The organism is Falsiruegeria litorea R37 (assembly GCF_900172225.1).
Classification (GTDB): domain Bacteria; phylum Pseudomonadota; class Alphaproteobacteria; order Rhodobacterales; family Rhodobacteraceae; genus Falsiruegeria; species Falsiruegeria litorea.
Genome location: NZ_FWFO01000001.1, coordinates 2,169,320 through 2,195,724, shown reverse-complemented (window position 1 = coordinate 2,195,724; position 26,405 = coordinate 2,169,320). Strand labels below are relative to the sequence as shown.

At 60.2% G+C, this 26,405-nt stretch carries 24 protein-coding genes; 10 read left to right on the top strand and 14 right to left on the bottom strand.

What is annotated here, in order from left to right:
• Positions 1-72 precede the first annotated feature (72 nt).
• The 11 genes from TRL7639_RS10740 to TRL7639_RS10690 are packed head-to-tail and all read right to left on the bottom strand — an operon-like array spanning position 73 to position 10,169.
• Entirely contained in the window at positions 73-1,650 is a 1,578-nt protein-coding gene (locus TRL7639_RS10740; protein WP_085795669.1) for an arylsulfatase, read from the bottom strand.
• Positions 1,651-1,710: 60 nt separating this feature from the next.
• The gene (locus TRL7639_RS10735) at positions 1,711-3,123 is read right to left on the bottom strand and encodes a BatD family protein (RefSeq protein WP_085795668.1); all 1,413 of its coding nucleotides are present in this window, start codon (positions 3,121-3,123) and stop codon (positions 1,711-1,713) included.
• Positions 3,120-4,640, bottom strand: coding sequence for a VWA domain-containing protein (locus TRL7639_RS10730; protein WP_085795667.1), 1,521 nt, complete (start codon positions 4,638-4,640; stop codon positions 3,120-3,122). The genes TRL7639_RS10735 and TRL7639_RS10730 overlap by 4 nt, the downstream gene beginning before the upstream one ends.
• Positions 4,633-5,625, bottom strand: coding sequence for a VWA domain-containing protein (locus tag TRL7639_RS10725; protein WP_085795666.1), 993 nt, complete (start codon positions 5,623-5,625; stop codon positions 4,633-4,635). Before TRL7639_RS10725 ends, TRL7639_RS10730 begins: the two co-directional genes overlap by 8 nt.
• Positions 5,622-6,098: a DUF4381 domain-containing protein gene (locus TRL7639_RS10720; RefSeq protein WP_085795665.1), complete on the bottom strand. Its 477-nt coding sequence runs from the start codon at positions 6,096-6,098 to the stop codon at positions 5,622-5,624. The genes TRL7639_RS10725 and TRL7639_RS10720 overlap by 4 nt, the downstream gene beginning before the upstream one ends.
• Complete coding sequence (locus TRL7639_RS10715) at positions 6,095-7,036, bottom strand: DUF58 domain-containing protein (RefSeq protein WP_085795664.1); 942 nt, start codon at positions 7,034-7,036, stop codon at positions 6,095-6,097. Before TRL7639_RS10715 ends, TRL7639_RS10720 begins: the two co-directional genes overlap by 4 nt.
• Before the next feature lie 10 nt (positions 7,037-7,046).
• Positions 7,047-8,033: an AAA family ATPase gene (locus TRL7639_RS10710; protein WP_085795663.1), complete on the bottom strand. Its 987-nt coding sequence runs from the start codon at positions 8,031-8,033 to the stop codon at positions 7,047-7,049.
• A 28-nt stretch (positions 8,034-8,061) separates the two neighbouring features.
• Positions 8,062-8,523, bottom strand: a complete 462-nt coding sequence (locus TRL7639_RS10705) for a phage holin family protein (RefSeq protein WP_085795662.1) — start codon at positions 8,521-8,523, stop codon at positions 8,062-8,064.
• A 13-nt stretch (positions 8,524-8,536) separates the two neighbouring features.
• Positions 8,537-8,836 (bottom strand): hypothetical protein, encoded by a 300-nt coding sequence (locus TRL7639_RS10700; protein ID WP_085795661.1) that lies wholly within the window; start codon positions 8,834-8,836, stop codon positions 8,537-8,539.
• Positions 8,837-8,840: 4 nt separating this feature from the next.
• Positions 8,841-9,923: an AI-2E family transporter gene (locus tag TRL7639_RS10695; protein ID WP_235820299.1), complete on the bottom strand. Its 1,083-nt coding sequence runs from the start codon at positions 9,921-9,923 to the stop codon at positions 8,841-8,843.
• 6 nt (positions 9,924-9,929) lie between these two features.
• Positions 9,930-10,169: a hypothetical protein gene (locus tag TRL7639_RS10690; RefSeq protein ID WP_085795660.1), complete on the bottom strand. Its 240-nt coding sequence runs from the start codon at positions 10,167-10,169 to the stop codon at positions 9,930-9,932.
• Between the two features lie 132 nt (positions 10,170-10,301).
• On the opposite strand from TRL7639_RS10690, the gene TRL7639_RS10685 reads away from it, so the two are divergent.
• From TRL7639_RS10685 to TRL7639_RS10670, 4 genes are all read left to right on the top strand, one after another.
• Entirely contained in the window at positions 10,302-11,387 is a 1,086-nt protein-coding gene (locus TRL7639_RS10685) for an AI-2E family transporter (protein WP_133057639.1), read from the top strand.
• Between the two features lie 45 nt (positions 11,388-11,432).
• Entirely contained in the window at positions 11,433-12,302 is an 870-nt protein-coding gene (locus tag TRL7639_RS10680; RefSeq protein ID WP_085795658.1) for a YihY/virulence factor BrkB family protein, read from the top strand.
• Positions 12,303-12,343: 41 nt separating this feature from the next.
• Positions 12,344-14,257: a multiheme c-type cytochrome gene (locus TRL7639_RS10675; protein ID WP_085795657.1), complete on the top strand. Its 1,914-nt coding sequence runs from the start codon at positions 12,344-12,346 to the stop codon at positions 14,255-14,257.
• 104 nt (positions 14,258-14,361) lie between these two features.
• Positions 14,362-14,598 carry a hypothetical protein gene (locus TRL7639_RS10670; protein WP_085795656.1) on the top strand — a complete coding sequence of 79 codons (237 nt, stop codon included), beginning with the start codon at positions 14,362-14,364 and terminating at the stop codon, positions 14,596-14,598.
• Positions 14,599-14,602: 4 nt separating this feature from the next.
• Here the strand turns inward: TRL7639_RS10670 and TRL7639_RS10665 are convergent, their stop codons facing one another.
• Both TRL7639_RS10665 and TRL7639_RS10660 read right to left on the bottom strand, forming a co-directional pair.
• Positions 14,603-15,319, bottom strand: coding sequence for an RlmE family RNA methyltransferase (locus TRL7639_RS10665; protein ID WP_085795655.1), 717 nt, complete (start codon positions 15,317-15,319; stop codon positions 14,603-14,605).
• 63 nt (positions 15,320-15,382) lie between these two features.
• On the bottom strand, positions 15,383-16,495 hold the full coding sequence (locus TRL7639_RS10660) for a Ppx/GppA phosphatase family protein (protein ID WP_085795654.1): 1,113 nt from the start codon (positions 16,493-16,495) through the stop codon (positions 15,383-15,385).
• 185 nt (positions 16,496-16,680) lie between these two features.
• On the opposite strand from TRL7639_RS10660, the gene TRL7639_RS10655 reads away from it, so the two are divergent.
• The 6 genes from TRL7639_RS10655 (at position 16,681) to TRL7639_RS10630 (ending at position 25,405) form a co-directional block, all read left to right on the top strand.
• Positions 16,681-18,564: a PhoX family protein gene (locus TRL7639_RS10655; RefSeq protein WP_085795653.1), complete on the top strand. Its 1,884-nt coding sequence runs from the start codon at positions 16,681-16,683 to the stop codon at positions 18,562-18,564.
• Positions 18,565-18,806: 242 nt separating this feature from the next.
• Positions 18,807-19,103, top strand: a complete 297-nt coding sequence (locus TRL7639_RS10650; protein WP_085795652.1) for a virulence factor — start codon at positions 18,807-18,809, stop codon at positions 19,101-19,103.
• Between the two features lie 26 nt (positions 19,104-19,129).
• Positions 19,130-20,059 carry a methylenetetrahydrofolate reductase gene (locus tag TRL7639_RS10645; protein WP_085796374.1) on the top strand — a complete coding sequence of 310 codons (930 nt, stop codon included), beginning with the start codon at positions 19,130-19,132 and terminating at the stop codon, positions 20,057-20,059.
• 9 nt (positions 20,060-20,068) lie between these two features.
• Positions 20,069-21,130 (top strand): methyltetrahydrofolate cobalamin methyltransferase, encoded by a 1,062-nt coding sequence (locus tag TRL7639_RS10640; RefSeq protein WP_085795651.1) that lies wholly within the window; start codon positions 20,069-20,071, stop codon positions 21,128-21,130.
• Between the two features lie 122 nt (positions 21,131-21,252).
• On the top strand, positions 21,253-22,866 hold the full coding sequence (locus TRL7639_RS10635) for an AMP-binding protein (protein ID WP_085795650.1): 1,614 nt from the start codon (positions 21,253-21,255) through the stop codon (positions 22,864-22,866).
• A gap of 118 nt (positions 22,867-22,984) precedes the next feature.
• Positions 22,985-25,405, top strand: a complete 2,421-nt coding sequence (locus TRL7639_RS10630) for a GcvT family protein (protein ID WP_085795649.1) — start codon at positions 22,985-22,987, stop codon at positions 25,403-25,405.
• Here TRL7639_RS10630 and TRL7639_RS10625 read toward each other — a convergent pair whose 3' ends face one another.
• A complete protein-coding gene (locus TRL7639_RS10625; RefSeq protein ID WP_085795648.1) occupies positions 25,406-26,398 on the bottom strand; it encodes a cation efflux transmembrane domain-containing protein in 993 nt (330 codons plus the stop codon).
• Positions 26,399-26,405 lie beyond the last annotated feature (7 nt).

Here is a 26,405-nt window from a genome sequence, read left to right as displayed (position 1 = left end):
AACATCCCCAAAAATCAAAAGAAATGAAACAAGGCCCCAGAGTGCTCTGGGGCCTTGCATGACAGACGTTGCTTACTTGGAACCAACGCTTTTCAGGATCATCTCGGACGCATCACCGATGGTGAAGCTGCCCGGTTTCTGACGCGGTGGGAACTCTTCGAACGTGGCCAGGAAGTTGCCCACATAATCAGCGGCCGGAAGCATCAGATAGGCCCGGTCAATGTACCAATCCCAATAGGTGTTCGAGGTGATGTTCGACCGCTCATAGGGGTCGCGGCGCAGGTTGAACAGCAACGGGATACGCAGTTCGGTCCAGGGCTCGGCCCAGGCGCGCAGGGTCTGCGGGTAACGATGCTCGAGGAAGATCGCCTTCCAGTCGTTGTAACGCAGCGCGGTCAGGTCGCCGTCATCCGAGAAATAGAAGATCTCTTCACGCGGTGCGCTGTCTTCTTCACCCAGCAGATACGGCAGGGTGTTGTAGCCGTCCAGATGCACCTTGTATTCGCGACCGATCGCCTGAACACCACCCGCTTTCAGCTGTTCCTTGATGTCGGACACACCAGCCATCGCCATGAAGGTCGGCAGCCAGTCCATGTGGTGCATGATCTCGTTCGATACGGTGCCCGCATCGATCTTGCCGGGCCAGCGCACCATCGCAGGCACGCGGAAGCCACCTTCCCAGTTGGTGTTCTTTTCACCACGGAAGGGGGTCATCGCCGCATCCGGCCAGGTGTTCATGTGCGGACCGTTGTCGGTGGAATACTGAACAAAGGTCTTGTCGGCGATGCCAAGCTCGTCAAGCAGGTCCAGCAGCTGTCCCACGTGCATGTCGTGTTCCAACATGCCTGCGGTATATTCATCTGCCACACCACCAACGATCTCGTTGGCCTGCGCGCGCATCTCGTCTTTGACGTGGGTGCGGAAGTGCATGCGCGTACCGTTCCACCAGACGAACCACGGAACGCCTTGTTCCTCTTTGCGCTTGATGAAATCGATGGCGGCTGCCAGCGTTTCCTCATCCACGGTTTCCATCCGCTTTTTGGTCAGCGGACCGGTGTCTTCGATGGTGCCGTCCGATTTCGAGTTGATGACGCCGCGCGGACCAAAACGCTCGCGGAACTCGGGGTTCTGCGGATAGTCTTCGTTTTCGGGCTCTTCTTCGGCATTCAGGTGATAGAGGTTGCCAAAAAACTCGTCAAAACCGTGGTTTGTCGGCAGCATCTCATCCCGGTCACCCAGGTGGTTCTTGCCGAATTGACCGGTGGCATAGCCCTGTTCCTTGAGCAGGCCCGCAATGGTCGGATCTTCGACCTGCATGCCTTCGGGCGCGCCGGGCATGCCAACCTTGGACAGGCCAGTGCGGAAGACCGATTGACCGGTGATGAAAGACGACCGGCCGGCGGTACAGGATTGCTCACCGTAATAGTCGGTAAAGATCATGCCCTCTTGCGCGATGCGGTCGATGTTGGGGGTGCGATAGCCCATCACGCCCATGGTGTAGGCCGAGATGTTCGACTGACCGATGTCATCGCCCCAGATCACCAGGATGTTGGGTTTCTCGGCGTCCTGGGCCAGCGCCGACCCGACGGTCAGCACCAGCGCGGCTGAGGCCGCCGACAGGTAGGTTAAACTACTTCGGAACAGGTTCATGTATGTCTCCTTAAATGAACAGAATACTCGGTGACGCGGAGCCGGACTGGTCGTAAAAAACTAGCGTTCGACCGGTTCGGCCGTGGGGGTGCTGAGATAAATCGGAATGTTTAGATTTGAGTTGAGTTTTGGCAGATTCTCCTGAGTTTTCAAAGCCAAATATTTGTTCCGATTGATTTTTCTGAGTTCGTCGAAGTTTTGCGCAAGAATCCGCCAACTGGAGTTTGGTCGGGTGGGGCTATCGCTATACGTGTCTGATCCGACGGAAACTAGCGCATTTTTCATGTCTATCCAGTCGGATGTGTCCAGAACTGCGGCGTAGGACGACCAGGTTTCAAGGGCTGCGTAGGTCGCGTTCAGATCTTGATCTACGATGGCGCGTCGCACGGTTCGTGCAGTTGCCGTTTCTGTGGCCCGCAGCCTGGCTCGGATGCGATTCCTCGCCGCTGCAAGCCTGGGGCCCATACGCCGAAGAAAGAGCCCAAACAGACCAAGTGCGACCAAGACAAACCCAGACCTCAACGCGATTTTTCCATAGTCAGGTGGCGGAGGTGGAGCCGGGGCGAGGGTCAGGCTCACCGCGTCGACCGAGGCGGTTTGCACGGTTTGTGTTTCGGTGTCGTACCATTCGATCTTGATCTCGGGCAATTCCGCGGTGCCGTCTGATTGCACCAAATAGGTTACCGTTTCGCTGCGCGTACCCGACAGCACACCACGTTCTTCGGTCGATGCTACGCGTGGCTCCTTGGGATAGGCGCGCAAAGCCGGGGTTTCGATGGCCGTAACCAGCGGCGGGATCAGCACCGGTGTCGTGCCATCAATACGGGCGGTCACCACCCGTGTTATGGCATCACCAACGCCCAGGTCGATCTCGCCTTGTATGTCCTGCTCCAGGGTGAACCCGGCGGCGATCACTGGCGGGTCAAGATCCTGTGCCGCTGCTGGCACTGTCGCGGTAAAGCTCTGCGCAGGCATCGCTATCTCGGTCGTGATTGGCGCGTTGGTATCGGGATCAGCATAAGTCAGACTGAGGACCTGCTCCGGGATCTCGAAGGCCCCCGCCGCCAGCGGATACAGCCGGTAGGTCCGGATCGTACCGGACAGCGAGGCGCCATCGCGGCGTTCACTGGTGGGTGTGGTTGCGCGATCCGGCAGCCGGACCATCAGATCGGGCAATTCGATTGTCGGATAGATCGGCGGCTGCGGCATGTAGGTGGGAACCAGCACCTTGATCTGAAGCCGGATGGGTTGACCGACGATCACATCGGCCTCTGACAATTCTGTCTCGACAATTGGGGCGATGTTGTTTGCCTCGGCCACGTTTGGCGACACAGGTGTGGTTTCTGGCTGGGTTTCTTCTATGAACTCTGGGCTCTTCGGCTCATTGCGCGGCGTGGGATACAAGGTGTTCTGCGCCTGCGACGCAGTGCACAGGAGGCTTAGAAAGATTGCGACCTGGAGCGTAAACTTCATTGCTCAGCCTCCTGATTTTCTATCAGAAACCTGCTGCGCAGAAACTTGGTCATGTCGGTGTCGATGCTTGAAATCCATTGATCCGCTGTTTGCGGTGCCGCGCCTTCTTCCGCTACATCAATCGTGGTGTCGGCGCCGCGTTGTGCTTCATTGTCAAAGACCACGTCGTCGGCACCGATGCCGCTGTCCTCGCCGGTATCTGACTGCTCGCGTGTGGTTTCGACGTATTCGAGGATCTCTTTGCTTAGTGCCAGGTTGTGTTTGGCCTCGGGCCAATCCGGGCGCTGTTCCAGTGCGCGTTCAAAGGCAGCAATCGCAGGTCGGTACTCACGGTTGCGGATGCGCGCCATCCCTTCGGCAAAGGCAGCCTCGGGTGTTTCGAGCGCGGCAAAGATCGTTGCGGCATCCGCATATTCCCCGGCTTTGTATTTGGCGTAGCCGGATAGGTAGCGGTCCTGGAACAATTCCCCGGCTGTCGCATACTCTTTGCGGTTCATCGCGATCTGGCCCTGCTGATCTGGGGTCAGGAACCAGTCCCGCCAGCCTTCGGCACGGGCCTGGCCCGGCGCGCCTAGCAAGGGCAGAAGCAGAAGGACCATCGCCCATCTCATCGTCCATCCACGCCGGAACCACAGAAGAACCAGCAGCGCGGCGGGAATGGCCAACAGCCGCCCACGATCATGCCATTGCAGGCGATCATCCTGTCCCAGAGCCGCGACATAGGCCGACCGAATTGCCCGGTCGAGCTGCGCCAGATCACCATCATCTGCGGTCATCTGCACAACAGTGGCATTGGGAATACGGTCCAGCTGAGCCAGGGATTGTCCAGGTGGCAACGCGGTCAGAAAGATGAGCTGTGTCCCGTTAGGGTCGGCGGTTTCGAACAGCTTGGCCTCGGCCGGATCCATGTCATCAAGCACAAACAGGATCGCGCCTTCGGTCTCGGCGTTGGTCAGAACGGCCTGAGCCAAGGTCAATGCGCTTGATGCAGTGTCGCCGTCGACCGGCATCGCTTGGGGTGTCAGCCCCTCAAGCAACGGGCGCAGAATATCGGCATCCTCAGTCAGCGGCGCCACACGGTGGGCCGATCCGGCATAGGCGACCAAGGCAGTACGGGCACCTGCGCGAGAGGCGATCAAATCGCTGATTTTGAACCGGGCGCGTTCCAGGCGGCTGGGGGCCAGGTCCGTCTCTTCCATGCTGGGGGTCACTTTGAGCGCCACGACCAGAGGTGCGGTGTCCGCGATCAGCGGGTTGGGCAGCTTGCTCCATGTCGGACCCGCGCTGGCCAGCGCCAACAGGATACCAACACAGGCAAATGCATCAATCGGATGCAGCCGCCGGTGATCATGCGCGCCCACGCTCAGCGCCTCGGCCAGATGTGGCGCGAGGCCTGCGGTTTCGGTGGTCGGCCCGTCCAATCGGCGACGCACCAGATACCACAGGAGCAGAACCAGCGGCACCGCGATCAGCCACCAAGGACGCAGGAAATGAAACAGCGATAACGTTTCAAACATGGCGCGCTCCCCGTCTGCGAGAGCCCAAATGAAGCAGTGTAGTCGCGAGCAGCACGATCAACAAAGCCAATGACAGGGGGACATAGGCCAGGCTTGTCTTGGGGCGATAGCTGGTGGTTTCGACCACGCGTGGGTTCAACTCGTCGATGCGCTTGTAGATCGAGGTCAGCGCCGCTTGATCATCGGCATAGAAGAACTTGCCGCCCGTGCGTTTGGCGATGTCTTCAAGGATACCCAGATCAACCCGCGCTTCGCCTGTGGCCTCAGGGTCGCCAACGCCGATGGTGAAGATCGTGACACCCTGGTCTGCGGCGATCGTGGCGGCGTTGACCGGGGTCATGGTGCTCGACGTGTCGCTGCCATCGCTGAGCAGGATCATCAGCCGCTCTTCGATCTCGCTGCCCTGAAAGGTGCGGATCGCAAGGCCGATGGCGTCCCCTAGGGCCGTATTTGGCCCGGCCATACCGACCTGTGTTTGATCGAGAAAGCCGTTCAAGCTTTGCAGATCGTCGGTAAAGGGCGCCTGCACAAAGGCGCGGGTGCCGAAAACGATCAGGGCCATGCGATCGCCATCGCGTTCGGCAATGAAAGGGCGCAGGACGTCCGTGACCGCCTCGAGCCGTTGTTTGCGGGTTCCGTCCTGGGCCACGAAATCGCGTTCATCCATCGAGCCCGAGATGTCGAGCGCCAGCACCGTATCGCGGGCTGCGTTTTCGGTCACAATGGGCTCGCCCAGGCGCTCTGGCCCGGCTAGCGCGAGAACCAGCAGAACCCAGGCCAGACAGGCGGCGATCATTTGCAAGGTGCTGCGACGCAGGATCAGGGCGCCATGCTGCGCCTCGAACCCGGCGGCCTGGGTCAGGTCGCGAAAAAACGGGACGCGGGTGGCGCGGACGCGGTGACGGTGGGGGGGCGCAAAGAACCAGACCAGCAGGGGCAGTGGCAAAAGGAGCAGCATCAAGGGGGCAGAAAGGGACAGGCTCATGATCTGCCTCCTTCGGCCTTGTGGCGCTTGATCCAGTCGCGGGCCAGATCCGTGGCGTGCGCGTCGGGCGCCGAGCCAGTGTAGGGCGCGCTCAGCAGGGCTTGGCCAGTGGCAGAGGCAAAGCCGTTGCCGCCATAGCTTTGATCCAGAAACGCGGCCCAATCGGCTCCGGTCAACCCGGCCACCTGTGCGCGGGGAAACGAGACCAGCGCAGTGCGGCGCAGGATATCGGCGATCGCGGCGCGGTCATCCCCGGCCAGCGACAGCGCAGCCAAAGCCGCCCGCCGATGTGCGGTGGCCTGCCGGTGCTGGTACCAACGCCAAATCGCGACAACCAACAGGATTAGCAACACTGCAGCCAAGACCAGCCAGCCCACGGTTTGCGGAACCATCGGAACCGCTGGCGGAACCGGAACTGGCTCCAGTTGGTTCAGCAGGTCGGTCAGCGATGTTGCTTGTTGCGTTTCGCTCATCGACCCGCTCCCCGCAGCCCAAAGAGAACCTGCATCTGTGCCAATGCCGCGCGGTCGGTGCCAAGCTCGACCATGGGAATACCATAGCGGCGCGACCAGTGGCGCAGCGTCTCCAGACGATCCCGCAGAGCCGTCTGCACGCGGGCGTGAACCTGCGGGTCGCTGGTGTCCAGCTCGGCCTGCGATGTACCGTCCGAGATCGACAGGCGCAGCCCGGGTGGCAGGGTCTGCGCAGAGCGGTCCGACACGTTGAACAGGATCAGGTCGTTGCTTTGCGCCAGCCGTCGCAACAGCGGTTCCGAGGTGTCATCAAGACCGGCGAAATCAGAAAACACCGTCACTACAAAGTTGGTCTTGGCAACTTGGGTGGCCTGTTTCAGGACGGTGTTCAGACTGGGCTCGGCGGTGTCTTCCAGATCAGCGCTGAGCATCTGGTTGGCCGATGCGATCGAGTTCAGCAACCGGTCCAGCGCGCGGGGACGGCGTTCGGGTCGATGTTCGGCGATGCGACCAGGGGCCAGCACCAATCCGCCCAGCCGATCACCTTGGGCCAGTATGCGATGTGCCACAATGGCGGCGGCCTCGGCCGCGACCACCGATTTCATGTATTCGACCGAGCCAAAGAACATCGTCATGCGTTGATCGACGATGACAAGGGCGGGGCGGTCGCGTTCCTCGGTGTAGACGCGCACGTGGGGGCTTCCGGTGCGGGCCGTGACCTTCCAGTCGATGGTGCGGATGTCGTCGCCGGGCAGATAGTCGCGCAACTCTTCGAAATTCAGCCCGCGCCCGCGCAGGCGCGAGGCGTGACGACCGTTCAGGATCGACCGTGCCGGTTGGCGCGGCAGCAAGGAAATGCCGCGCGACAAAGGCCCCAGCCTGCGCAGCTGATCGGCGGTGGTGTGAACCCTCAGGTCTTGTGTGTCATGTGCCTCCATGATCTGACCCTCAGGGCAGAGCGACGGTTTTCAGCATCTCGTCGGTGATATCGTCCGGTGTCTTGCCGTCCCCCTGCGCCTCGAAGCTTAAGGTCACACGGTGGCGGAAGACGTCATGGGCGATGGCGCGCACGTCCAGCGGATCAACATATTCCCGGCCGTTCAGCCAGGCGTGGGTGCGGCTGCATTTATCGAGCGCCAGCGAGGCGCGCGGGCTGGCGCCGACCTCGATCCAGCGGGCCAGATCGGGGCTTACCGCCTCGGGTGTACGCGTGGCATAGACCAGATCGGCCATATACCGCTCCATCGCGTCGGAAACGTGGATTTGCCCAATCTCGGCCCGGGCCTGAAACACGGCGTCCTGCGGGATGGCGGCGGGTTTGGGTTTGCCGCCCACATCGCTGCCACCGGTGGCCGCAACCTCTTCGCCGCGCACAAGGCGGATCACCTCGACCTCGTCCTCGACCGGGGGATAGGTAATGTTCACATGCATAAGGAACCGGTCCATCTGTGCCTCGGGCAGGGGATAGGTGCCTTCTTGCTCGATGGGGTTTTGCGTCGCCATCACGGTGAACAGAGGCTCCATCTTGTGGGTTTTGCCGGATACGGTGACCTGCCGCTCTTCCATCGCCTCAAGCAGGGCGGCCTGCACCTTGGCAGGCGCGCGGTTGATCTCGTCCGCCAGCACGATGTTGGCGAAGATCGGGCCGGGGTCGAAGCGAAAAGTGCCGCCCTGATCGGTTTGGGTATAAACCTCGGTTCCAGTCACGTCCGAGGGCAACAGGTCAGGGGTGAACTGAATTCGGCTGAACTGGGCATCCAGGTTCTTGGCCATCGCCTTGATCGCGCGGGTCTTGGCGAGGCCCGGTAGCCCCTCGACCAGCAGATTTCCGTTGGCCAGCAGACCGATCAGCAGGCGGTCGATGACGTCTTCTTGGCCAATGATTGACTGCCCCATGCGGGTCTTCAGGTTCAAAATCTGGTCTCTTGCACTCATGACATGTCCGTTCGAAAAAAATGAATAACTATTTGTCTTTGGATTTCAGCAGCAACGACAGCAGCGGCCCGATCAGGGCGGGCAGGGCGGTGCCCAATGGATCGCGCGCCATCCGACTGACATTGCGGGTCAATTCGCGGGCCTCGTCCGCGACCTCGTTCAGATCTGCCTCTATCTCGGCCAGGGCCAGGTCGCGCACTTCGGTGGCGGGCTCCAGCTCTTTCTCGGCGCTCATGCGGCTGGCGATCGCCACCAGCACCAAAGCCACCAGCGCATTCCCAAGGGCCACGATCAGGGCAGCGTAATGCCCGGCCATGACGGTGCCGAGCGCATAGAATATCGCGACGTTCAGCATGATGATGGCGATGCCCATCACCAGCCCGGCGAAGGCCACCAGCCCGGTCTGGGTGCGCAGCACGGCCATCTGCCGCCGCGCGATCAGGCGTTCGGTGCGAAAGAGGATGGTCAGGTTGCGGCTGATCCGGTTCATGGCTCTTTTCTCCTCAGGATTTGGACATCCGGCCCAGGGCAAACCCCAGGCCAAAGGCCGCAACGGCGGTCAAAAGCGGTTTCTTCTCGGGCAGATCGCTCAGCTCGGACGAAAACTGCGTCCACAGGGCGTCGATGTCCTGGCTGTCCACCCCATGTTCCTTGAGCAGGTTGGCAAAGGCCGACTGCTCATGGGGCTGCTCAGGTTCCGCATCTGGCTCGGGGTCCGGTTTGGGCACCGGTTTGGCGTCAGTGGCTGCCAATTGGGATTTGAGGACGGCCAGTTCGGCCTCGAGCTGGGCTTTGGTGGCCATGGGGCTACTCCGGTCTCTTGGGATCAGCCGTCAGCAATTCACCGTCCTTGGACATGAGAATGGCCACCGGCCTGAGGGCGGGGATGTGGCTGAAGACGATCAGGATGCAGACGGTCAAAGGCACGCTCAGAAACGCACCAATCACGCCCCAGACCGCGCTCCAGAACGTCAGCGCGATGATCACCATGAAGGTCGACATGTTGAGCGAGCGACCCAACAAGGCCGGGTCCAGAAAGTTGCCGATCATGAATTGAACCGTGCCGCAAAAGAGCACAATGATCAGAAACGGCGTGATCGTGTCGAACTGCACCAGCGACACCATCGCCGGGAACACCACCGCCACGATCGAGCCAATCGAAGGGATGAAGTTCAGCGCAAAGGTCAGCACGGCCCAGGTCTCGGCGTATTCCAGGCCGAGCCATCGAAACACCGAATAGCTGATCAGCGAGGTCAGCACGCTGACGAAGGTTTTGACACCCACATAAGCCTGCAAACTGTGCGAGATCGCCTCCATCATCGACGACAGTTCGCGGCCCAGTTTCACGTCATTGGCGGCCAGTCGCAGCTTGTCGCGAAAGATCATCCGCTCTGACATCATGAAGAAAACGTACAGCGAGATCAGCAAAAAGGTGTTCAGGAATGAGGTCGCCCCGCCAAAGGCACTGCGCGCGACGGTGGACATGTCAATGTCGACCAGATGGTCGCGGACAAATTTGGTCACGTCGTTGCCCACAAGGGTCACGACCCGGTTCACGGCGCTGTCGAATTGCGTTTCATATGTGGGCACCGCGCGCGCAAACTGCGTCGCCTGATTGCCCAGCACAAACATCACCGCAAACAAACCGGTCAGCACCACGGCGATGCCAATGAGGTTGGCCAGCCATACCGGTACAAATGGGCCCGCAACACGGTCCGCCACCGCGATGATCAGCACATAAACCAGGAGCGCCAGGGTCAGCGGGATCAGAAACCCCGATCCCGCATACAGCCCCCAGACTGCAAGTCCCATGATGATCGCAATGTCGCGACAGGTGGACAGGCGGGGACGGATCGAGCCGACCTGGGGTTTATTCTGGGACTTTGCCAAGGGGGATCAGTCCTTGGCCTGCTTCATGCGGTCAAAGGCAGCTTTCATGCGCAGGCCCAGTTCCTTGGCGGCTTCGCCCACCTCTTCGGCGGACTTGTCCAGCTGGGTCTCGCGCACAAATTTATCCCAGTCGGACACCAGATTGTCCCATTCGTCTTCGGCATCTTTGCCGGCCAGATGCAGCTTGACCTTCAGCTCATCACGTTTCTGCTTGAGGTCGGCCACCCAGTCGTCGAACTCGGACATGACATGCTCCTTATGGAATCGGTTTTGAAAAAAGGTATGGGAATTCTGATATGATGTTGCATCGGTCGCGCATAAAATGCAACTATTCCCGTGCGTTATCTGGTTTGGTTCAAGGTGGGGGAAGGACTGGGAATGATCCAATCAAAACCGAGCCTTGCTGAAAACTGGCGATGGCTGGCCCTGATCCTGATCACGTTGCTGATCACGGTGACCTTTGTGCAGATGACGTTAGGCTTCATGGTGCCACTTGCCCTGGCCGCGATCACCGGGGGCATGGCGCAGCCGATGAACCGCAAGATCGTGGCCTTTGTTGGCGGGCGTCGCAACACCGGCAGCCTGATCACATTGCTGACGTTGATGTTTGTCGTGATCGCGCCCTTGTTTGCCCTGATCATCCTGGCCATCAGTCAGGCCAGCGCGCTGGTCGACAATGTCAGCAATTTTGCCAGCACGCTGTCGACGGATCCGGCAACCTACACCTTGCCCAGTTGGGTGCCGTTTGATGTCAACCTTGAGGATATTCGCCAGAAGGTCACCGAACGCATGGGCACCATCCTGCAGGCAGTTGCGCGGTTCTTTGTGGCCTCGGTCGGGCAGGTGACGGTGGGGGCGGCGAGTTTTTTCTTGAGCCTCTTTGTCTATTTCTATGCGCTGTTCTTCTTTTTGCAGTTTGAAACACCGATCATGGTTCAGGTACTGCGCTACACCGGTCTGCGCCATGAAACGCAGGCAAAGCTCCATGAGCGCATCGTCTCGGTCAGCCGCGCCACGATCAAGGGCACGCTGTCCATCGCCTTTATCCAGGGGGCACTTGGCGGCATCAGTTTTTGGGTGGCCGGGATCGAAGGGGCAGCTTTCTGGTCGGTGGTGATGATGGTGGCCGCCGTTCTTCCGGGGCTTGGCGCGCCGGTGGTGATCTTTATCGGGGCGGCCTATCTGGCGTTTGAGGGCGCTTATGTGGCTGCCGCCGGGCTGGCCTTGTGGGCCGGGCTTGTCGTGTCGACGATCGACAACGTGTTGCGGCCCATCCTTGTTGGACGCGATGCCAAGCTGCACGACGTGATGATCCTGATCTCGACTTTGGGCGGGCTTAGCCTGTTTGGCGCCTCTGGTCTGGTACTGGGGCCGGTGTTGGCGGGTCTCTTCGTGACGATCTGGCAAACCCTGGCCGAGGCGGTCGGCAACACCGAGGCGCTGGAGGGTGAGGATGAGGCGTAAGGTTAACCCCATGCACCGCAACGAACCTGAGTGTATCCTGACGGTATGAGCCTGCTTGCAAATCCCGCCATCCCGGATCCGGTCCGCGCCTTTGGGCTGGCCCTTCACCGGTTCGCCGGAAAGGGCGGATGGGTCATGAGCAGTCACGTGGCCATGTCGATGATGCTGGCGTTGTTTCCCTTTATCCTGTTTGTCGTGGCTCTGGCGGGCAGCCTGTCACACGACCTGATCACCGAGGATTTGATCGAGCTGATCTTCGGGACCTGGCCTGAGGCGGTGGCCGATCCCATCGAAACCGAGCTCAAGGCCGTTTTGGCCGGTGCCAGCACTCAGGTGATGACTGTGGGTGGCCTGCTGGCGATCTATTTTGCCTCTAACGGTGTGGACGCGGTGCGCGAGGCGATGACGCGGGCCTATCATGACGTGGACTTGCGCCCGTTCTGGCAGGCGCGGCTGTTGTGCATCGCGCTGGTTGTGGCCGGGGGCGGCGTCCTGATCATCACCGCAGCGGTCGAGGTGGTCTTTCCGATCTACGCCACCCTGGTGGCCGAGGCCATTCCCGGTGAGACACCAACTTGGGTGTCCAAAGAGCGCCTGAGCTGGATCTTCATCGTTGCCATCCCGGCGGGCGGTGTTCTGGCTTGCCACATGGTTCTGCCGGGTCGGCGGCACAGCCTTGTTCAGATATTGCCTGGCGTGCTGCTGACGCTTGCGCTTTGGGCTGCCGCAGGTTGGGGGTTTTCCTACTACATCGGCAAATTCGCCGTCTACAGCGCCACCTATGCCGGTCTTGCCGGGGCCATGGCGGCGCTTATCTTTTTGTATCTCAACTCCGCCATTCTGATCCTGGGGGCCGAATACAATGGCGCCCTGATCGACCTGAGATCAGGTGGTGGGGCCGAGGATGACCTATAACCCATGATCCTGATCTCTTTAGCCAAGAAAGCCATTTTTTCATGAGACAATTTCTGTCTATCCTGTTGCTTGTGGTTGCGCCATTGACCCCGGCGTTTGCACAGGAACCGCCCGCCTATGTGGGGTCCGATGCGTGCCGGGATTGTCATGAGGAGCAAGCGCAGAGCTGGGATGGCTCGCATCATGCGCAGGCCTGGATGGCGCCATCCGAGGCGTCGGTTGTCGCAGATTTCGACGGCACACAGTTTGCACACGACGGGATGTCGGTGGAATTCTCTCAGGACGGAACGGGCTATTTCGCAAAGGTGACGGAAAAGGACGGGGCAACGACTGATTACTCGGTTCACTCGGTTGCCGGGATCGAACCCCTGCAGCAGTACCTTTTGGAAACCGGTAACGGCCGGTTGCAAAGCTTTGACGTCTATTGGGATACCGAGCGGCAGGTTTGGGGGCATCTTTACCCCGATCAAGACCTGCCGCCCAATGACGGGTTGCATTGGACAGGGCCCTACAAGAACTGGAACGCACGTTGCGCCGAATGTCACGCCACCGGGTACAAGCGCAACTATGGCCCGCAAACGCGCAGCTATCGCTCGACCCAGGCCGAAATCGGGGTGGGGTGCGAGGCCTGCCATGGTCCGGCCTCGGCTCATATCGAATGGACCATCGGCAAGGCCCCACCCGCGGGTTTGACCAAGACCGGTTTCACCATGGATTGGAATGCGGGTGAAACTGCGATCCAGCAGTGCGCCACCTGCCATTCGCGCCGCGAAACGCTCGAAGACGGCAACCCGGTACCGGGCACGCCTTATCACCAGACCTATGCGCTCAGCCTGTTGCGGCCGGGGCTGTATTATTCGGACGGGCAGATATTGGACGAGGTCTATGTCTACGGCTCGTTCCTGCAATCCAAGATGTACGCCAAGGGCGTGACCTGCATGAACTGCCACGAGCCGCACAGTGGTGAGTTGCTGGCCGAGGGAACCGCCGTCTGCACTCAGTGTCATTCGACTGCGGGCAACCCGGATTTTCCAAGTCTGCCGATTGCGGACTATGACAGCCCCGCGCATCACCATCACCCAGAGGGCAGCGAAGGCGCGCAGTGCCGCAACTGCCACATGCCGGAAAAGACCTATATGCAGGTCGATGTGCGCAGCGATCACAGCTTCCGCATTCCGCGCCCGGATCTGTCGGCTGAAACCGGCGCGCCGGATACCTGCACCACCTGTCACGAAGACAAGGATCCGGCCTGGGCCGCGTCGCGCATTGCAGAATGGTTCCCGGACGCCAAACATCGCCAGCCGCATTTCGGTTCGGCTTTTGCCCGCGCACAGATCGATCCGATCCGCGCTTCGGGTGATCTGGTGGGGATCGCCCTGGACGAGGGGCAGGCAGGAATCGTGCGGGCCACGGCGCTTTACCTGCTGCAGGGCGCGGCTTCGGCTGAACTGGCAGGGCAGACCGCCAACCTGCTCGGTGCCCCGGACCCGCTGGTCCGGGCAAGCGCGGCGAGCTTGCAACAAGCCGCCCCCCCTCAAGAGCGCCTGGAGCGCTTGATGCCGGTGCTGGGTGATCCTGTCCGCTCGGTTCGGATCGCGGCGGCCAAGGCGGTGTTGAACGTGCCGCAATCGTCCATGACCCGCAGCCAGCAGGCGGTCGTGGGCGCCGGGGTTCAGGACTGGCAGCGTTCGCTCAGGACGCGGTTGGATTACCCCGAGACGCATCTGGTTCTAGGAGGGCTTGCCCTGACTATGCGCAATGCCCAAGCTGCTGAACGCGCCTTTCGCGAGGTGGTCGAGATGGACCCGCAGCGAGCCGAAGCCTGGCCGATGCTCGTGCAATTGGCCCACATCAACGGCGGGCCGCAAGCGGCGCGGCGTGTGTTGATCGAAGCCCTGAGCAACGTACCGGGCGATCCCGCGTTGCTGCAACTGCAAGAGGAACTGTCGCGATAGCGGGCGCGAGAACGCCCCGATGTTGCCTAAAATCGTGCTCATTCTTTGTTTAACTTTGGCTGCCATGGTGCCTGAGAGCTGCCCCAGTTGCCAAAGAGGATGAGATGTTCGAGTTTGCCCGCAGTGCAGAACGCCTGCCTGATGTTCCGCTGGACCCACCACCGATGGAGTTCTGCGATCACAACCGCCATGCGCGGCTGTTTGAATTGCTGCGTCAACAATCTCTGTCTAAACGCGCCTCCCAGCGGATCAACCGCAAGGCCTTTACCCGCGCCCGCAAGGACAACAGCTTGCTGCTGCAAAATGCAGCTGCCTCGTTTCAAGCACAGAAAGCGGGATAGGGTGTCAGCCGCGAAAGCCTGTGGCCACCACGAATTTTTCTGAACTGTCCGACCTGGACGAAGGTGGCTTGACGTTGGCCACTTTGGTGAACTTCTGCTTCAGCAATTTCTGCAGATCGCCCTCGGCCCCGCCGGCCAGCACCTTGGCCACAAACGTTCCGCCTTCTTCAAGCACGTCAAAGGCAAAATAGGCGGCCGTTTCGCACAGGGAAATGATCCGCAAATGGTCGGTCTGCTTGTGCCCGGAGGAGGCCGCTGCCATGTCCGACATCACCACATCCGCCTTACCACCCAGCCACTCTTTGACTTTGTCGTCGGCACCGTCATCCATGAAATCCAGCTGGTGAACCTCGGCGCCTGCGACCGGCTCAACCTCTTGCAGGTCGATGCCCAACACAGTGCCGATCCGCTTGCCAGAGCGTTCACCAAGGGAGTTCACCCGTTTGACGGCCACCTGCAGCCAGCCCCCTGGCGCGCAGCCCAAATCAACCACCCGTGCGCCCGGCACCAGAAAGCGGTACTTCTCATCCAGTTCCAGGATCTTGAACGCCGCGCGCCCGCGATAGCCCTCGGCCTGTGCGCGTTTGACATAGGGGTCGTTCAACTGCCGTTGCAGCCAGCGGGTTGAGCTGAGCTTGCGCCCGCGTGCGGACTTCACCTTGACCTTCAGGTCGCGCTGTCCGCGCCCCGAGGTATTCTTGCCATCAGGTGTCTTTGCCATGCGGGTTTTCTCCGAAAACGATGCTGGATCACTTATAGCCTATCACACCCGGCTTCAACCGGATCAGAAGGGGCCGTCTTCCAATACACCATCGCCACTCATTTGCGCATACAGCAGCCCCTCACGCAGGCCTCTGTCTGCAACCGACAGCCGGTCGGTGGGCCAGCAGCGCAACAATGCCTGCAAGATTGCAGACCCGGACATGATCAACGCCTGTCGATCCTCGCCGATGCGGGGATCCCGGCGTCGGCCCGTGGGGCCGAGCTCAAGGTAGCCGCGGATCACCTTGTCGATCTGATCGGATGTCATGCGCAGACCGTCAACCTTGGTCCGGTCATAGCGTTTCAAACCCAGGTGCGAGGCGGCAACTGTCGTGACTGTTCCGCTGGTCCCGACGATTTGGAAACCTTCGCGGGCTTGTTCGTCCTTGTAGGGGGCAAAGTCCGCCAGGTTCTCTTCAAAGAACCAGCTCATCAATGCAAAGCGGGCTGCATCGTCTTCGACATCGTTGAACTGATCGCGCAAAGTGGCCACGCCCAGGGGCACGCTGATCCAGTCCACCACCTTGGCCGCCTGAAACGGGCTGTCGGCGGAATGAAACCCTGCGTGCAGCCGTGTAATCGACACCGGGCGATCTCGACGCGGAACCGAAGATAAGTCGATCCATACCAGTTCGGTAGAGCCGCCGCCAATGTCCACCACAAGCAACTGTTCTGTCTTGGTCGAGACCAGAGGCGCGCAGGAAATGACGGCCAGACGCGCCTCTTCCTCGGGCTGGATGATTTCCAGCGTCAGGCCGGTCTCACGCTTCACCTGACGGATGAAATCGCGCGAGTTCTTGGCGCGGCGACAGGCTTCGGTCGCGACCAGACGCATGCGCTTGACCTTGTTGCGTTTCAGCTTTTGCTGACAGATGCGCAGTGCCTGAACGGTACGCGCCATCGACGAGCGGGACAGGCGCCCCGTTCGTTCCAATCCGGCGCCCAGTTGCACCGACTTTGAAAAACTGTCGACCACATGAAAGCCGCTGCCCTTGGGTTGGGCAATCAGCATGCGACAGCTATTTGTACCCAGATCCAGCGCTGCATAGAGCCCATCAGGATCCGGCCGTTGAGGCGCGGGGGTGTCGACCGCTTTCGGGAACGCGCCCGCACCTTTGGGACGCTTGGGCGCCATGACTTCACGCCCTCCGATTTCGAGTTGATTTGACCCTAGGCGGCGCGCCGCCGACGCGCAAGAGAATTCACCATCGAGTTGATCCTAACTGTCACATCCGCTTCACATATCCATGCGAGCAGGACACCAAGAATTCCGCATCGGGATTCGCGGAAATAACTCAGCAAGCCTATTCGGAGCACGCTATGAAAAAAGACCATGATCTGTCGTTTGACGACTTTGACGAAGCCGTAAACCCCCGTCCCGAAGGCTGCGATTTCGACGTGGTCGTCGAAGAGGCGTTGAGCCGCCGTGGTTTCCTGGGCGGTGTGCTGGCCATGGGTGGCTTTGCCGCTTTGGGTGGCGCTGTTCTGCCAACCGGTGCCAAGGCCAACGGCAACCGTTTCGCGTTCGATGCAGTTGCAGCTTCGACCGAAGATAGCATCGTTGTACCAAAGGGTTACAAGGCCGAAGTGGTCATGCGTTGGGCGGATGCAATGTGGTCCGACAGCGTTGCCTTTGACCAGGACACGCGCGGTACTGCTGAAACCCAAGCCCGTACCTTTGGTGACAACACCGACGGCATGGAGATTTTCATGCACGAGGGTCGCACCCTGATGGCGATCAACAACGAATACACCAACCGCAATATCATCTGGGGCAACCGCGAAGAAGGCAAGTTCGCAAATGCCGATGACGTCGAAAAGGGCATGTTGGCCCATGGCGTTTCGGTGGTCGAGATCGCTCATGACGGCACCGGCTGGGGCATCGTGATCGACAGCCCATTCAACCGTCGCATCACGCCTCAGACCGAGATGGCGTTGACCGGTCCGGCGGCGGGTCACGATCTGCTGAAAACCGCTGCTGATCCGTCGGGCACCAAGACCTTTGGCACCTGGAACAACTGCGGTTCGGGCACGACCCCTTGGGGCACCTATCTGGCCTGTGAAGAGAACTTCAACGGTTACTTCTCGGCCGAAGACGAGAACCACGAGGTTTCGGCTGAACTCAAACGCTATGGCATTTCGGCCAGTGACTGGGGCTATGGCTGGGCCACCATCGACGACCGGTTTGACGTTGCCAAAACCCCCAACGAGCCAAACCGTGCGGGTTATGTCGTTGAAATCGATCCGCGTGATCCGAACTCGACCCCGAAAAAGCGCACTGCTTTGGGCCGTTTCAAGCACGAAAACGCTGAATGCGTGGTCAACAACGACGGGCGTCTTGTGATCTACATGGGCGACGACGAGCGCGGTGAGTTCCTGTATCGCTACGTTTCGAACGGCGTTTATGCTGCGGGTGTCGATACCGACGAACTGATGGAAAACGGCTCGCTTTATGCAGCCAAGTTCGACGCATCCGGCAAGGGCACCTGGTTGGCTTTGACCCCGGAGAACACCGGTATGACCCAGGCCGAGATCTGCATCCACACCCGGATTGCCGCGTCGAAGATGGGCGCCACCACCATGGACCGCCCGGAATGGGTTACCGCGAACCCGAACTCGGACGAGGTGTATTGCGCGCTGACCAACAACAAGAACCGCGGGGTCAAGACCAACAAGGGTGGGGATGAGACCCCGGTTGAAGGCCCGAACCCGCGTGAGGCCAACAAATATGGTCAGATCGTACGCTGGAAACCCGAAGGTGGCGATCACGCCGCAGGCGGGTTTGATTGGGATCTTTATGTGTTGGCCGGCAACCCGACAGTGCATCAGGATGATCGAGCAGGCTCGGACAATGTCAACGAAGGCAACATGTTCAACTCGCCCGATGGCCTTGCATTCGACAGCAATGGCCTGCTGTGGATCCAGACAGACGGCAAGTATTCGAACGCCGATGACTTTGCTGGTCAGGGCAACAACCAAATGCTGGCAGGCGATCCGGTAACCGGTGAAATCCGCCGCTTCCTGGTTGGCCCGAAAGAGGCAGAAGTGACGGGCCTGTGCTGGTCTGGTGATCGCCGTACAATGTTCGTTGGCATCCAGCACCCGGGCGAAAGAGGCGACAGCCATTGGCCCGATGGCGGTACATCGGTGCCACGTTCCGCGATCATTGCAGTGACACGCGAAGACGGCGGCCTGGTGGGCTAAGGCGCCCCGGGACGACGGTTTTGACCCTCGCGGCCTGGTGCCGCGGGGGTCTTTTGTTGCTGACATGTGCCGGGCTCATGATTGTCCTGAAATATTCGGGCAAGCCATGGCGCAATTTATCCTCTATGCCTCTGCTCGGGCACCGAAAGGTCGCTTCAAAGTCTGCCAGTGTCGAAATCAGGCCGACCGAAACCCATATTGCCGTTTAGAACCTGTTCATCAGGTCAGGAGGAATCACATCAATGCCCGACGTCACCATCGTCTACTGGCGCGACATCCCAGCCCAAGTCATCGTCGGCAAAGGCCGCCGTGGGGCCAAGCGTCAACTTGAGGAACGGTTCGAACAAGCCATCGACCGGGCCGCGATGAAGGTGAACGCCAAGGACGCTGATGCCTATCTGGCCGAATGGCGCAAGGCTGCCCCTTATGCTGTCGACGGCGACCCCGCCGAAGTGGCCGAGGCAGAAGCCCTGCGTCTGGAAGCAGAATACGATCAGGAGCGCATCAAGGCCCTGATTGCCAAAGACGGATGGGCATGAGCCCCACATCAGTATGGGAGGCCGTGATGGCTTTGCTGAATTTCAAGAAACGTGACACGGTCGAAAACGGGCCGGTGAACCCCACCGTCGAGGCGTTCCTTCAGGGTTACTCGATCGAGGTAATGCCGCGCACCGCTGCCAAGGTCGAAGACTTCCGCGCGCTGCTGCCCGCAGATACCCGCGTCTACATCGCCCACATCGAAGGCACGCCGATCGAGGACATGGCGGCAACCGCCAAACGCCTGAAAGACGAAGGCTTTGACGCGATGCCGCATTTCCCGGCACGCATCATCAAGGACAAGGCGACGCTGGCCGATTGGATTTCGCGCTATCAGGGCGAGGCGGAGGTCAAGCAGGGCCTGATCCTTGCCGGTGGTGTGGCCGAACCGCATGGCGATTTCAGCGACTCGATGCAGCTGCTGGAAACCGGTCTGTTTGATCAGGCGGGCTTTACCAACCTGCACGTCGCGGGCCACCCGGAACCGAACCTGGACATCGACCCCAAGGGCGGTCGTGCCAACACCTATGCGGCACTGGACTGGAAGCTTGAATTCTCCAAACGCACCGACGCGCAGATGGCCCTGGCCACCCAGTTCTGCTTTGAGGCGCAGCCGGTCATCGACTGGGTCAACGAATTGGCCGAGCGTGGCATGAACCTGCCGGTGCACATCGGCATCGCGGGCCCCGCAAAACTGCAGACCATGATCAAGTTCGCCATCGCATGTGGCGTTGGCCCGTCGCTCAAGGTGCTGCAGAAACGTGCCAAGGACGTGACCAAGCTGCTGCTGCCGCATGAGCCGAATGAGATCATCACTGATCTGGCGGCACACAAGGCGGCAAACCCGGACTTCCAGATCGAGAAGGTCCACTTCTTCCCGCTGGGCGGCATCAAGACGAATGCCACCTGGGCCATCAACAATGGCGGCGAGAGCACTCGCCCCGTAAACCCCGCATAAGAGGCCGACATGACGCAGACCATCGTAGAGAGCAAAACCAAAACGGCAGTGATCGGCTTTGATCAGCCGTTCTGCGTGATTGGCGAACGCATCAACCCCACTGGCCGCAAAAAGCTGGCAGCTGAACTGGAAGCGGGCGATTTTTCGACCGTTGAAAAGGATGCCGTTGCTCAGGTTCTTGCGGGTGCGACCGTTCTGGATATCAACGCGGGTGTGGTTTACAATTCGAACCCGAACCCGAACGAGACCGAGCCGCCGCTGATGAAAAAGATCGTCGAGCTGGTTCAGGGCCTGGTTGATGTGCCGCTCTGCATCGACAGTTCGGTTCCTGGTGCGCTTGAGGCGGGTCTGGAAATTGCCGAAGGCCGTCCGCTGCTGAACTCGGTCACCGGTGAAGAAGAGCGCCTGGAAGAGATCCTGCCGCTGGTCAAGAAATACAACGTTCCGGTTGTTGCGATCTCGAACGACGACACCGGTATCTCTGAAGACCCCGACGTGCGCTTTGCCGTGGCCAAAAAGATCGTGGAACGTGCAGCTGATTTCGGCATCCCCGCGCATGACATCGTGGTTGACCCGCTGGTTATGCCCGTGGGCGCGATGGCAACTGCCGGCCTTCAGGTCTTTGCTCTGGTCCGCCGCCTGCGCGAGGAACTGGGCGTGAACACCACTTGTGGTGCGTCCAACATCTCGTTCGGTCTGCCCAACCGGCACGGCATCAACAACGCCTTCCTGCCGATGGCCATGGGTGCTGGCATGACTTCGGCGATCATGAACCCGGTCGCCCTGCCGATCGGTCCCAAGAAGATCGCCGAAAAGCGCGCCGAGGTCGAAGCGTCGGGCATCGTTCTGCCCGCAGACATGGACGACGAAGCGTTCTGTCAGATGTTCGGCCTGGGCTCGACCAAGCCGCGTGCAGGCAAGGAAATGGAGGCCATCCGCGCCGCCAACTTCCTGACCAACAACGACCCGCATGGTGGTGACTGGATCAAGTTCAACAAGCCGCCCGCCAAGGAAGGCGAAGAGGGTCGTGGCCGTGGTGGCCGCGCCGGTGGCCGTCGCCGCCGCGCCTAAGCCACTGTTTTCATGAAAAGAAAGGCCGGGCCATCGTTGCCCGGCCTTTTTGATTCACAGATTGTTTCGGGGCCGCCGGAATTTCCGTCTATACTCACCTGACAAACGGGGGGGACTGGACGATGCACGACATTGCACTGACACGATCCGAATTTCCGATCCAAGACGACGAGGTGATCCTTGAGACCACCGTCGGCGGCCTGTTGCGAGAGGTTGCGCAAAGCGCACCGGATCAATTGGCCCTTGTCGAGGTGGACGAGACGGGCGCCAACGGGCGTCAATGGGCCTATGGCGCGCTTTACCAGGACGCGGAACGGATCGCCTTGGCCTTGTCGACGCGGTATCATCCGGGCGAGCGGGTTTGCGTCTGGGCCCCAAACATCCCTGAATGGGTTTTGCTGGAATATGCCTGTGCGCTTGCAGGATTGACGCTGGTGACCGCCAATCCTGCCTATCAGGCCCAGGAACTTGCCTATGTGCTAGAACAATCGCGGTCGGTTGCCCTGTTTCGAACCGCATCGTTTCGGGGTAATCCGATGGCGGATATCGCCGCGCAGGCGGTTCAGGGTTTGCCTAATTTACGTGACGTGGTCGATCTCGAAGACTGGGGCGCGCTATTGGCGCAAGGCCAGATTTCGCCACAATTACCGACAGTTGCCCCAGATGACGCGGCGCAAATCCAATATACCTCGGGCACCACGGGCTTTCCCAAGGGTGCTGTTCTGGGTCATCGCGGGATCACCAATAACGCGCGGTTCTATGCCAAACGCACAGGGGCCACACCCGGTGCGCCTTGGGCCACGATGATGCCGCTCTTTCACACCGCAGGCTGCGGGATGGCCGTGCTGGGGGCATTGCAGTCGAAATCGCCCTTGTTCCTGATCAAAATGTTCGCCCCTGAACCTGTGCTCGAGGTGTTCGAACGCGAAAAGATCGCCGCCAGCGGTGGGGTGCCCACGATGGTGGTGGCCATGCTCGAGGTGATGAAGCACCGATCTTTTGATCTGAGTGCGCTTGAGACCTTCATGTCCGGCGGGTCGATGGTTGCGCCTGATCTGGTGGAAAAGATCACGTCCTCGCTTGGGTGTGTATTTCAGACCGTTTATGGCCAGACCGAGTGCTCCCCATTGGTGACGCAGCACCACGGGACCGAACCGCTGGAAGTGATCGCAACCACCGTGGGCCAGCCCATGCCACAAACCGAGGTTTCGATCCGGTCGACGGGGGACAATTCGGTCGTGGCCATCGGTGAGGTGGGCGAAATCTGCGTGCGTGGGTATTGCACCATGTTGAAATACAACGACAATCCCGAAGCAACAGCCGCCACGATCGACACGGATGGATGGCTGCACACCGGAGATCTGGGCACGATGGACGCACAAGGATATGTGGCTGTCACAGGTCGGGTCAAAGAGATGATCATACGCGGCGGTGAAAACCTGTTTCCGGCCGAGATCGAGAACGTGCTGCTCACACATGCCTCGGTCGCCGAGGTGGCTGTGGTGGGCCTGCCGGATGATACTTGGGGAGAGGTCGTGGCCGCCTTTATCCGACCGGACGAGGGGTTTGATGTGGACCCCGACGTGCTCAAAGCGCATTGCCGAGAAGCTTTGGCCGCCATCAAAACGCCTGTGGTTTGGAGTAAGGTGAATTCATTCCCCCTGACGGGTTCGGGCAAGATCCGAAAGTTTTCGTTACGTGACAGTTATTTGAACGGCGAACTTCATCATGTTTGACGGCTGAGAGATTTTGCAAAGCCAAATCTTTCTGTGTTGTTCCCAAAGCCTGCGGTGATGCCGTTGACCGCGCCCGCCTTCCAAGCGTTTTCTCTGTCCAGATTAACGGAGGCAGAACATGCGCAAAACGGCACGGGTGGTGGTAATTGGCGGCGGGATCGCCGGGTGCTCGACGATCTATCATCTCACCCAGGAAGGGTGGACAGATGTCATGCTGCTCGAGCGCGACGAGCTGACGTCCGGCACGACCTGGCATTCAGCCGCGCAGGTCACCAATTTTGGCATGAACCAGACCATGGTGGGCCTGAAGACTCATTCCATTAACCTTTACAAAGAGTTGGCGGATGATCCTGAGTATCCGATCAACTATCATCACGGCGATGGCGGCATTCGCTTGGCCAATACGCATGCGCAGATGGATGGTTATCGCCACTTCGCCTCGATGGCGCGGGGCATGGATGTTCATTTCGAAGTGATCGACGCCGAAGAATGCGCGCGACGTCACCCCTTGTTGGCGACTGACAATCTGGTTGGGGGGCTATGGGACCCGCTGGATGGTGATATCGACCCGGCGCAGCTGTGCCAAGCACTGGCACGTCGGGCGCGTAAAGCGGGCGCCGAGGTGCATCGGAACACGCCGGTCACCGCGCTCAAACAACTCAAGGATGACAGTTGGATCGTGTCGACACCCAAAGGTGACGTACATGCAGAGATTGTCGTAAATGCCTGTGGTTACAGGGTAAATGAAGTGGGCGCCATGATGGGCGTGCATCACCCTGTCGCGTCGATGGAGCATCAGTATTTCCTGACCGAGGAGATCCCGGCGATCAAGGACGCAGGACACCGCATGCCGCTGATCCGTTGCCCGATCAGCGACTATTACTCGCGGCAGGAAAAGAACGGTCTGCTGGTGGGGTTCTATGAGCAGGATTGCAAAACATGGGGCATGGACGGGATCGACCCGAATTTCGTCAACGCGCTCTGCCCTGATGATCTGGATCGGGTGACGGATGTGCTCGAGGGGGCCATCGCGCGGATGCCCGCGCTGGCAGAGGTCGGCATTCACACTGTCGTCAACGGCCCGATCACCTATACCATCGACGGTGCGCCGCTGGTGGGGCCGATCCCAGGTAAGAGAAATGCTTTTTGTATCATTGGTTTGCGTGCCGGACTGGGTGAGGGGGGCGGCCATGGTTGGCTGCTGGCGCAGCAAATTGTGCATGGCGAGGCCTGTTACGATACCTGGTGCCTCGACCCGCGTCGGTTTACCGGACATGGCAACGTCGAGTTCACTGCGCTGAAGGCGATCGAAGATTATCAGAATGAATTCCGCTTTCACTTTCCGCATGAACACCGACCGGCTGGCCGCCCGATCAAGACGACACCGCTGACGCCTGTCCTGGCGGCTGAGGGGGCGGAATTCGGCGTTGTCAACGGCTGGGAGCGGGTGGATTACATCAAGCCCACCCCAGAGTTCATCGAGACACATAGTTTCCGGTTCAACGAAACATTCGATGTTGTCGCCAAAGAGGTTGCGGCCGTTCAGACCGGCGTGGGCCTGACCGAGGTCAACGGCTTCAACCGGATCGAACTGACTGGTGGGGATGTGCACAGTTTCCTTGATCGGATGATCTGTGGCCGCGTTCCGCGAAAAGAGGGGCGCGTGGGCTTGACCTATCTGCTCAACCAGCACGGAATGGTCAAAGCCGAAGCTACCATTGCCAACCTGCCCGACGGGCGTGTCTGGTATGGCTCGGCGGCGGCGGCGGAGTGGCACGACCGGGATTGGCTGCTGGCTCATCTTCGCAAGGATGAGGACGTCCAGATCCGCTCGTTGACAAATGAGCACACAATTCTGGTTCTGGCAGGCCCAAAAGCGCGCGACGTGTTGTCGGCTGCAGCGCGTGGGAATTGGTCGGCGCTGGTCTTCCCGTGGCTATCTGTGCGCGAGGCGTTCATCGGCATTGCGCCTGCTGTGATCATGGCAGTCAGTTTCTCAGGGGAACTCGCCTATGAGATCCATGTGCCCAACAACCAACTGTATGGTGCGTATCTGGCGCTGCGCGAGGCGGGCAGGGCGCATGGGTTGACCCTGTTTGGCAGCCGCGCGGTCGAAAGCATGCGGCTTGAAAAAGGATACCTGCACTGGAAGGCCGAGTTGCAGACTGAGTTTGACCCGTTCGAGACCGGCCTGGATCGGTTCGTCAAATTGGACAAGGGCGATTTTGTCGGGCGCGCGGCTTTGGTCCAACGGAAGGCCGACGGCCCTAAGCGACAACGGGTGACATTGCTGTTGGACAGTACCGAGGCTCCGGCCCATGCGGGGGCTTCGGTGATGCTGGATGACAGGGTTGTGGGCACCGTGACATCGGGTGACTGGGGCCACCGTGTGGGGCACAACATCGCCATGGCCTTTGTCGCGCCAGAAGTCGCTCAAGGTTATCATGATCTGACCGTTGATGTGATCGGCCTGCAGGTGCCCGCCAAAGTGGTCGAGCCGGGCCTGTACGATCCTGAGAACGCCCGGGTCAAAGCGTAATCACCCTGCGGGCGGCCCCTTGGGGTTCAGCTTTGGGTTCAGGTCGTCGGGCCACCGGCGGCCGTATTCGCTGGGCAGGACAAAGACATCCGCGGGCAAAACCGGCGCCAGGTCGTGTTCCAGTCGCAGGGTCAGGGCATCAACCTCGGCCGCCGTCACAGGTCTGCCGGGGTTGTAATAGACCGTGACCACAAAGGAGCGTCCCAGCTTCATCACCGACAGATCGGTCAGAACCCCTTTGGCCTCGGTCAAGGCAGGGCGTACGGTGCGGCGGACCGTGGCGATATGTTCGGGATCGGCGGTCACGCCTGCAAGCTCTCCCAATCCTTTCATGAAATCCCAGAAGTAGCGGGTGACAACCGTCGAACACAGGATCAAAACAATGATCGAATCGCCAATCGGCGTAATGAAGGACAGCGCCGTGTCCTGCAGCAGCACGATACCGACCATGCCGATGCCAGCCGCTCCGGTGATCACACCGTCAAAGGCCGCTGCCGTAGCCTCTAGCCGCAGAATGTCACTTTTCTTGCCAGTCCGGGACCAGGCCCACCGATGCATCCCCCACAGCAGAAAGCAGGTGATCCCAATCACCACGAAATAGATGATCAGCGGCCCGAATACGAGCGGTTTGGGTGCGCCGCCCGAGGCATAGCTGACGATGTTCATGACCGCGCCGGTGATGGCAAAGAGCACCAATCCCAGCAAGGAAAGCGACCGGAAGGTGGTAAAGATCGCCTCATCCGCGGCATAGCCTGCCGGGCGAATGCGATCGGGGCCGGCGTCTGCGTTCTGGCTGACGCGACGGCCCAGGATCGCGGCGGTGAATCCGATGAGCGAGAACAGACCATCCACCAGGATCGCGTCCGAGTTCGACAGGATCGCGGCGGCCACGCCAGCGGCCCCCATGAACAGGTTGCCCCACATACCGACGATCAACGAGCGCCCTTCCAGGCGCTTCATGCGGTCGGTTTCGGTCTCAGTCTTGTTGCTCACGGCGTTG

Coding starts and splice junctions, on each gene's coding strand:
- TRL7639_RS10660 (WP_085795654.1), bottom strand. CDS start 16,495: ATGGCGCCCAAGCGTCCCAAAGGTGCGGGCGCGTTCCCGAAAGCGGTC.
- TRL7639_RS10640 (WP_085795651.1), top strand. CDS start 20,069: ATGACGCAGACCATCGTAGAGAGCAAAACCAAAACGGCAGTGATCGGC.
- TRL7639_RS10690 (WP_085795660.1), bottom strand. CDS start 10,169: ATGTCCGAGTTCGACGACTGGGTGGCCGACCTCAAGCAGAAACGTGAT.
- TRL7639_RS10715 (WP_085795664.1), bottom strand. CDS start 7,036: ATGGAGGCACATGACACACAAGACCTGAGGGTTCACACCACCGCCGAT.
- TRL7639_RS10705 (WP_085795662.1), bottom strand. CDS start 8,523: ATGAACCGGATCAGCCGCAACCTGACCATCCTCTTTCGCACCGAACGC.
- TRL7639_RS10645 (WP_085796374.1), top strand. CDS start 19,130: ATGGCTTTGCTGAATTTCAAGAAACGTGACACGGTCGAAAACGGGCCG.
- TRL7639_RS10655 (WP_085795653.1), top strand. CDS start 16,681: ATGAAAAAAGACCATGATCTGTCGTTTGACGACTTTGACGAAGCCGTA.
- TRL7639_RS10675 (WP_085795657.1), top strand. CDS start 12,344: ATGAGACAATTTCTGTCTATCCTGTTGCTTGTGGTTGCGCCATTGACC.
- TRL7639_RS10665 (WP_085795655.1), bottom strand. CDS start 15,319: ATGGCAAAGACACCTGATGGCAAGAATACCTCGGGGCGCGGACAGCGC.
- TRL7639_RS10720 (WP_085795665.1), bottom strand. CDS start 6,098: ATGAGCGAAACGCAACAAGCAACATCGCTGACCGACCTGCTGAACCAA.
- TRL7639_RS10710 (WP_085795663.1), bottom strand. CDS start 8,033: ATGAGTGCAAGAGACCAGATTTTGAACCTGAAGACCCGCATGGGGCAG.
- TRL7639_RS10685 (WP_133057639.1), top strand. CDS start 10,302: ATGATCCAATCAAAACCGAGCCTTGCTGAAAACTGGCGATGGCTGGCC.
- TRL7639_RS10735 (WP_085795668.1), bottom strand. CDS start 3,123: ATGAAGTTTACGCTCCAGGTCGCAATCTTTCTAAGCCTCCTGTGCACT.
- TRL7639_RS10740 (WP_085795669.1), bottom strand. CDS start 1,650: ATGAACCTGTTCCGAAGTAGTTTAACCTACCTGTCGGCGGCCTCAGCC.
- TRL7639_RS10700 (WP_085795661.1), bottom strand. CDS start 8,836: ATGGCCACCAAAGCCCAGCTCGAGGCCGAACTGGCCGTCCTCAAATCC.
- TRL7639_RS10630 (WP_085795649.1), top strand. CDS start 22,985: ATGCGCAAAACGGCACGGGTGGTGGTAATTGGCGGCGGGATCGCCGGG.
- TRL7639_RS10670 (WP_085795656.1), top strand. CDS start 14,362: ATGTTCGAGTTTGCCCGCAGTGCAGAACGCCTGCCTGATGTTCCGCTG.
- TRL7639_RS10730 (WP_085795667.1), bottom strand. CDS start 4,640: ATGTTTGAAACGTTATCGCTGTTTCATTTCCTGCGTCCTTGGTGGCTG.
- TRL7639_RS10635 (WP_085795650.1), top strand. CDS start 21,253: ATGCACGACATTGCACTGACACGATCCGAATTTCCGATCCAAGACGAC.
- TRL7639_RS10650 (WP_085795652.1), top strand. CDS start 18,807: ATGCCCGACGTCACCATCGTCTACTGGCGCGACATCCCAGCCCAAGTC.
- TRL7639_RS10725 (WP_085795666.1), bottom strand. CDS start 5,625: ATGAGCCTGTCCCTTTCTGCCCCCTTGATGCTGCTCCTTTTGCCACTG.
- TRL7639_RS10680 (WP_085795658.1), top strand. CDS start 11,433: ATGAGCCTGCTTGCAAATCCCGCCATCCCGGATCCGGTCCGCGCCTTT.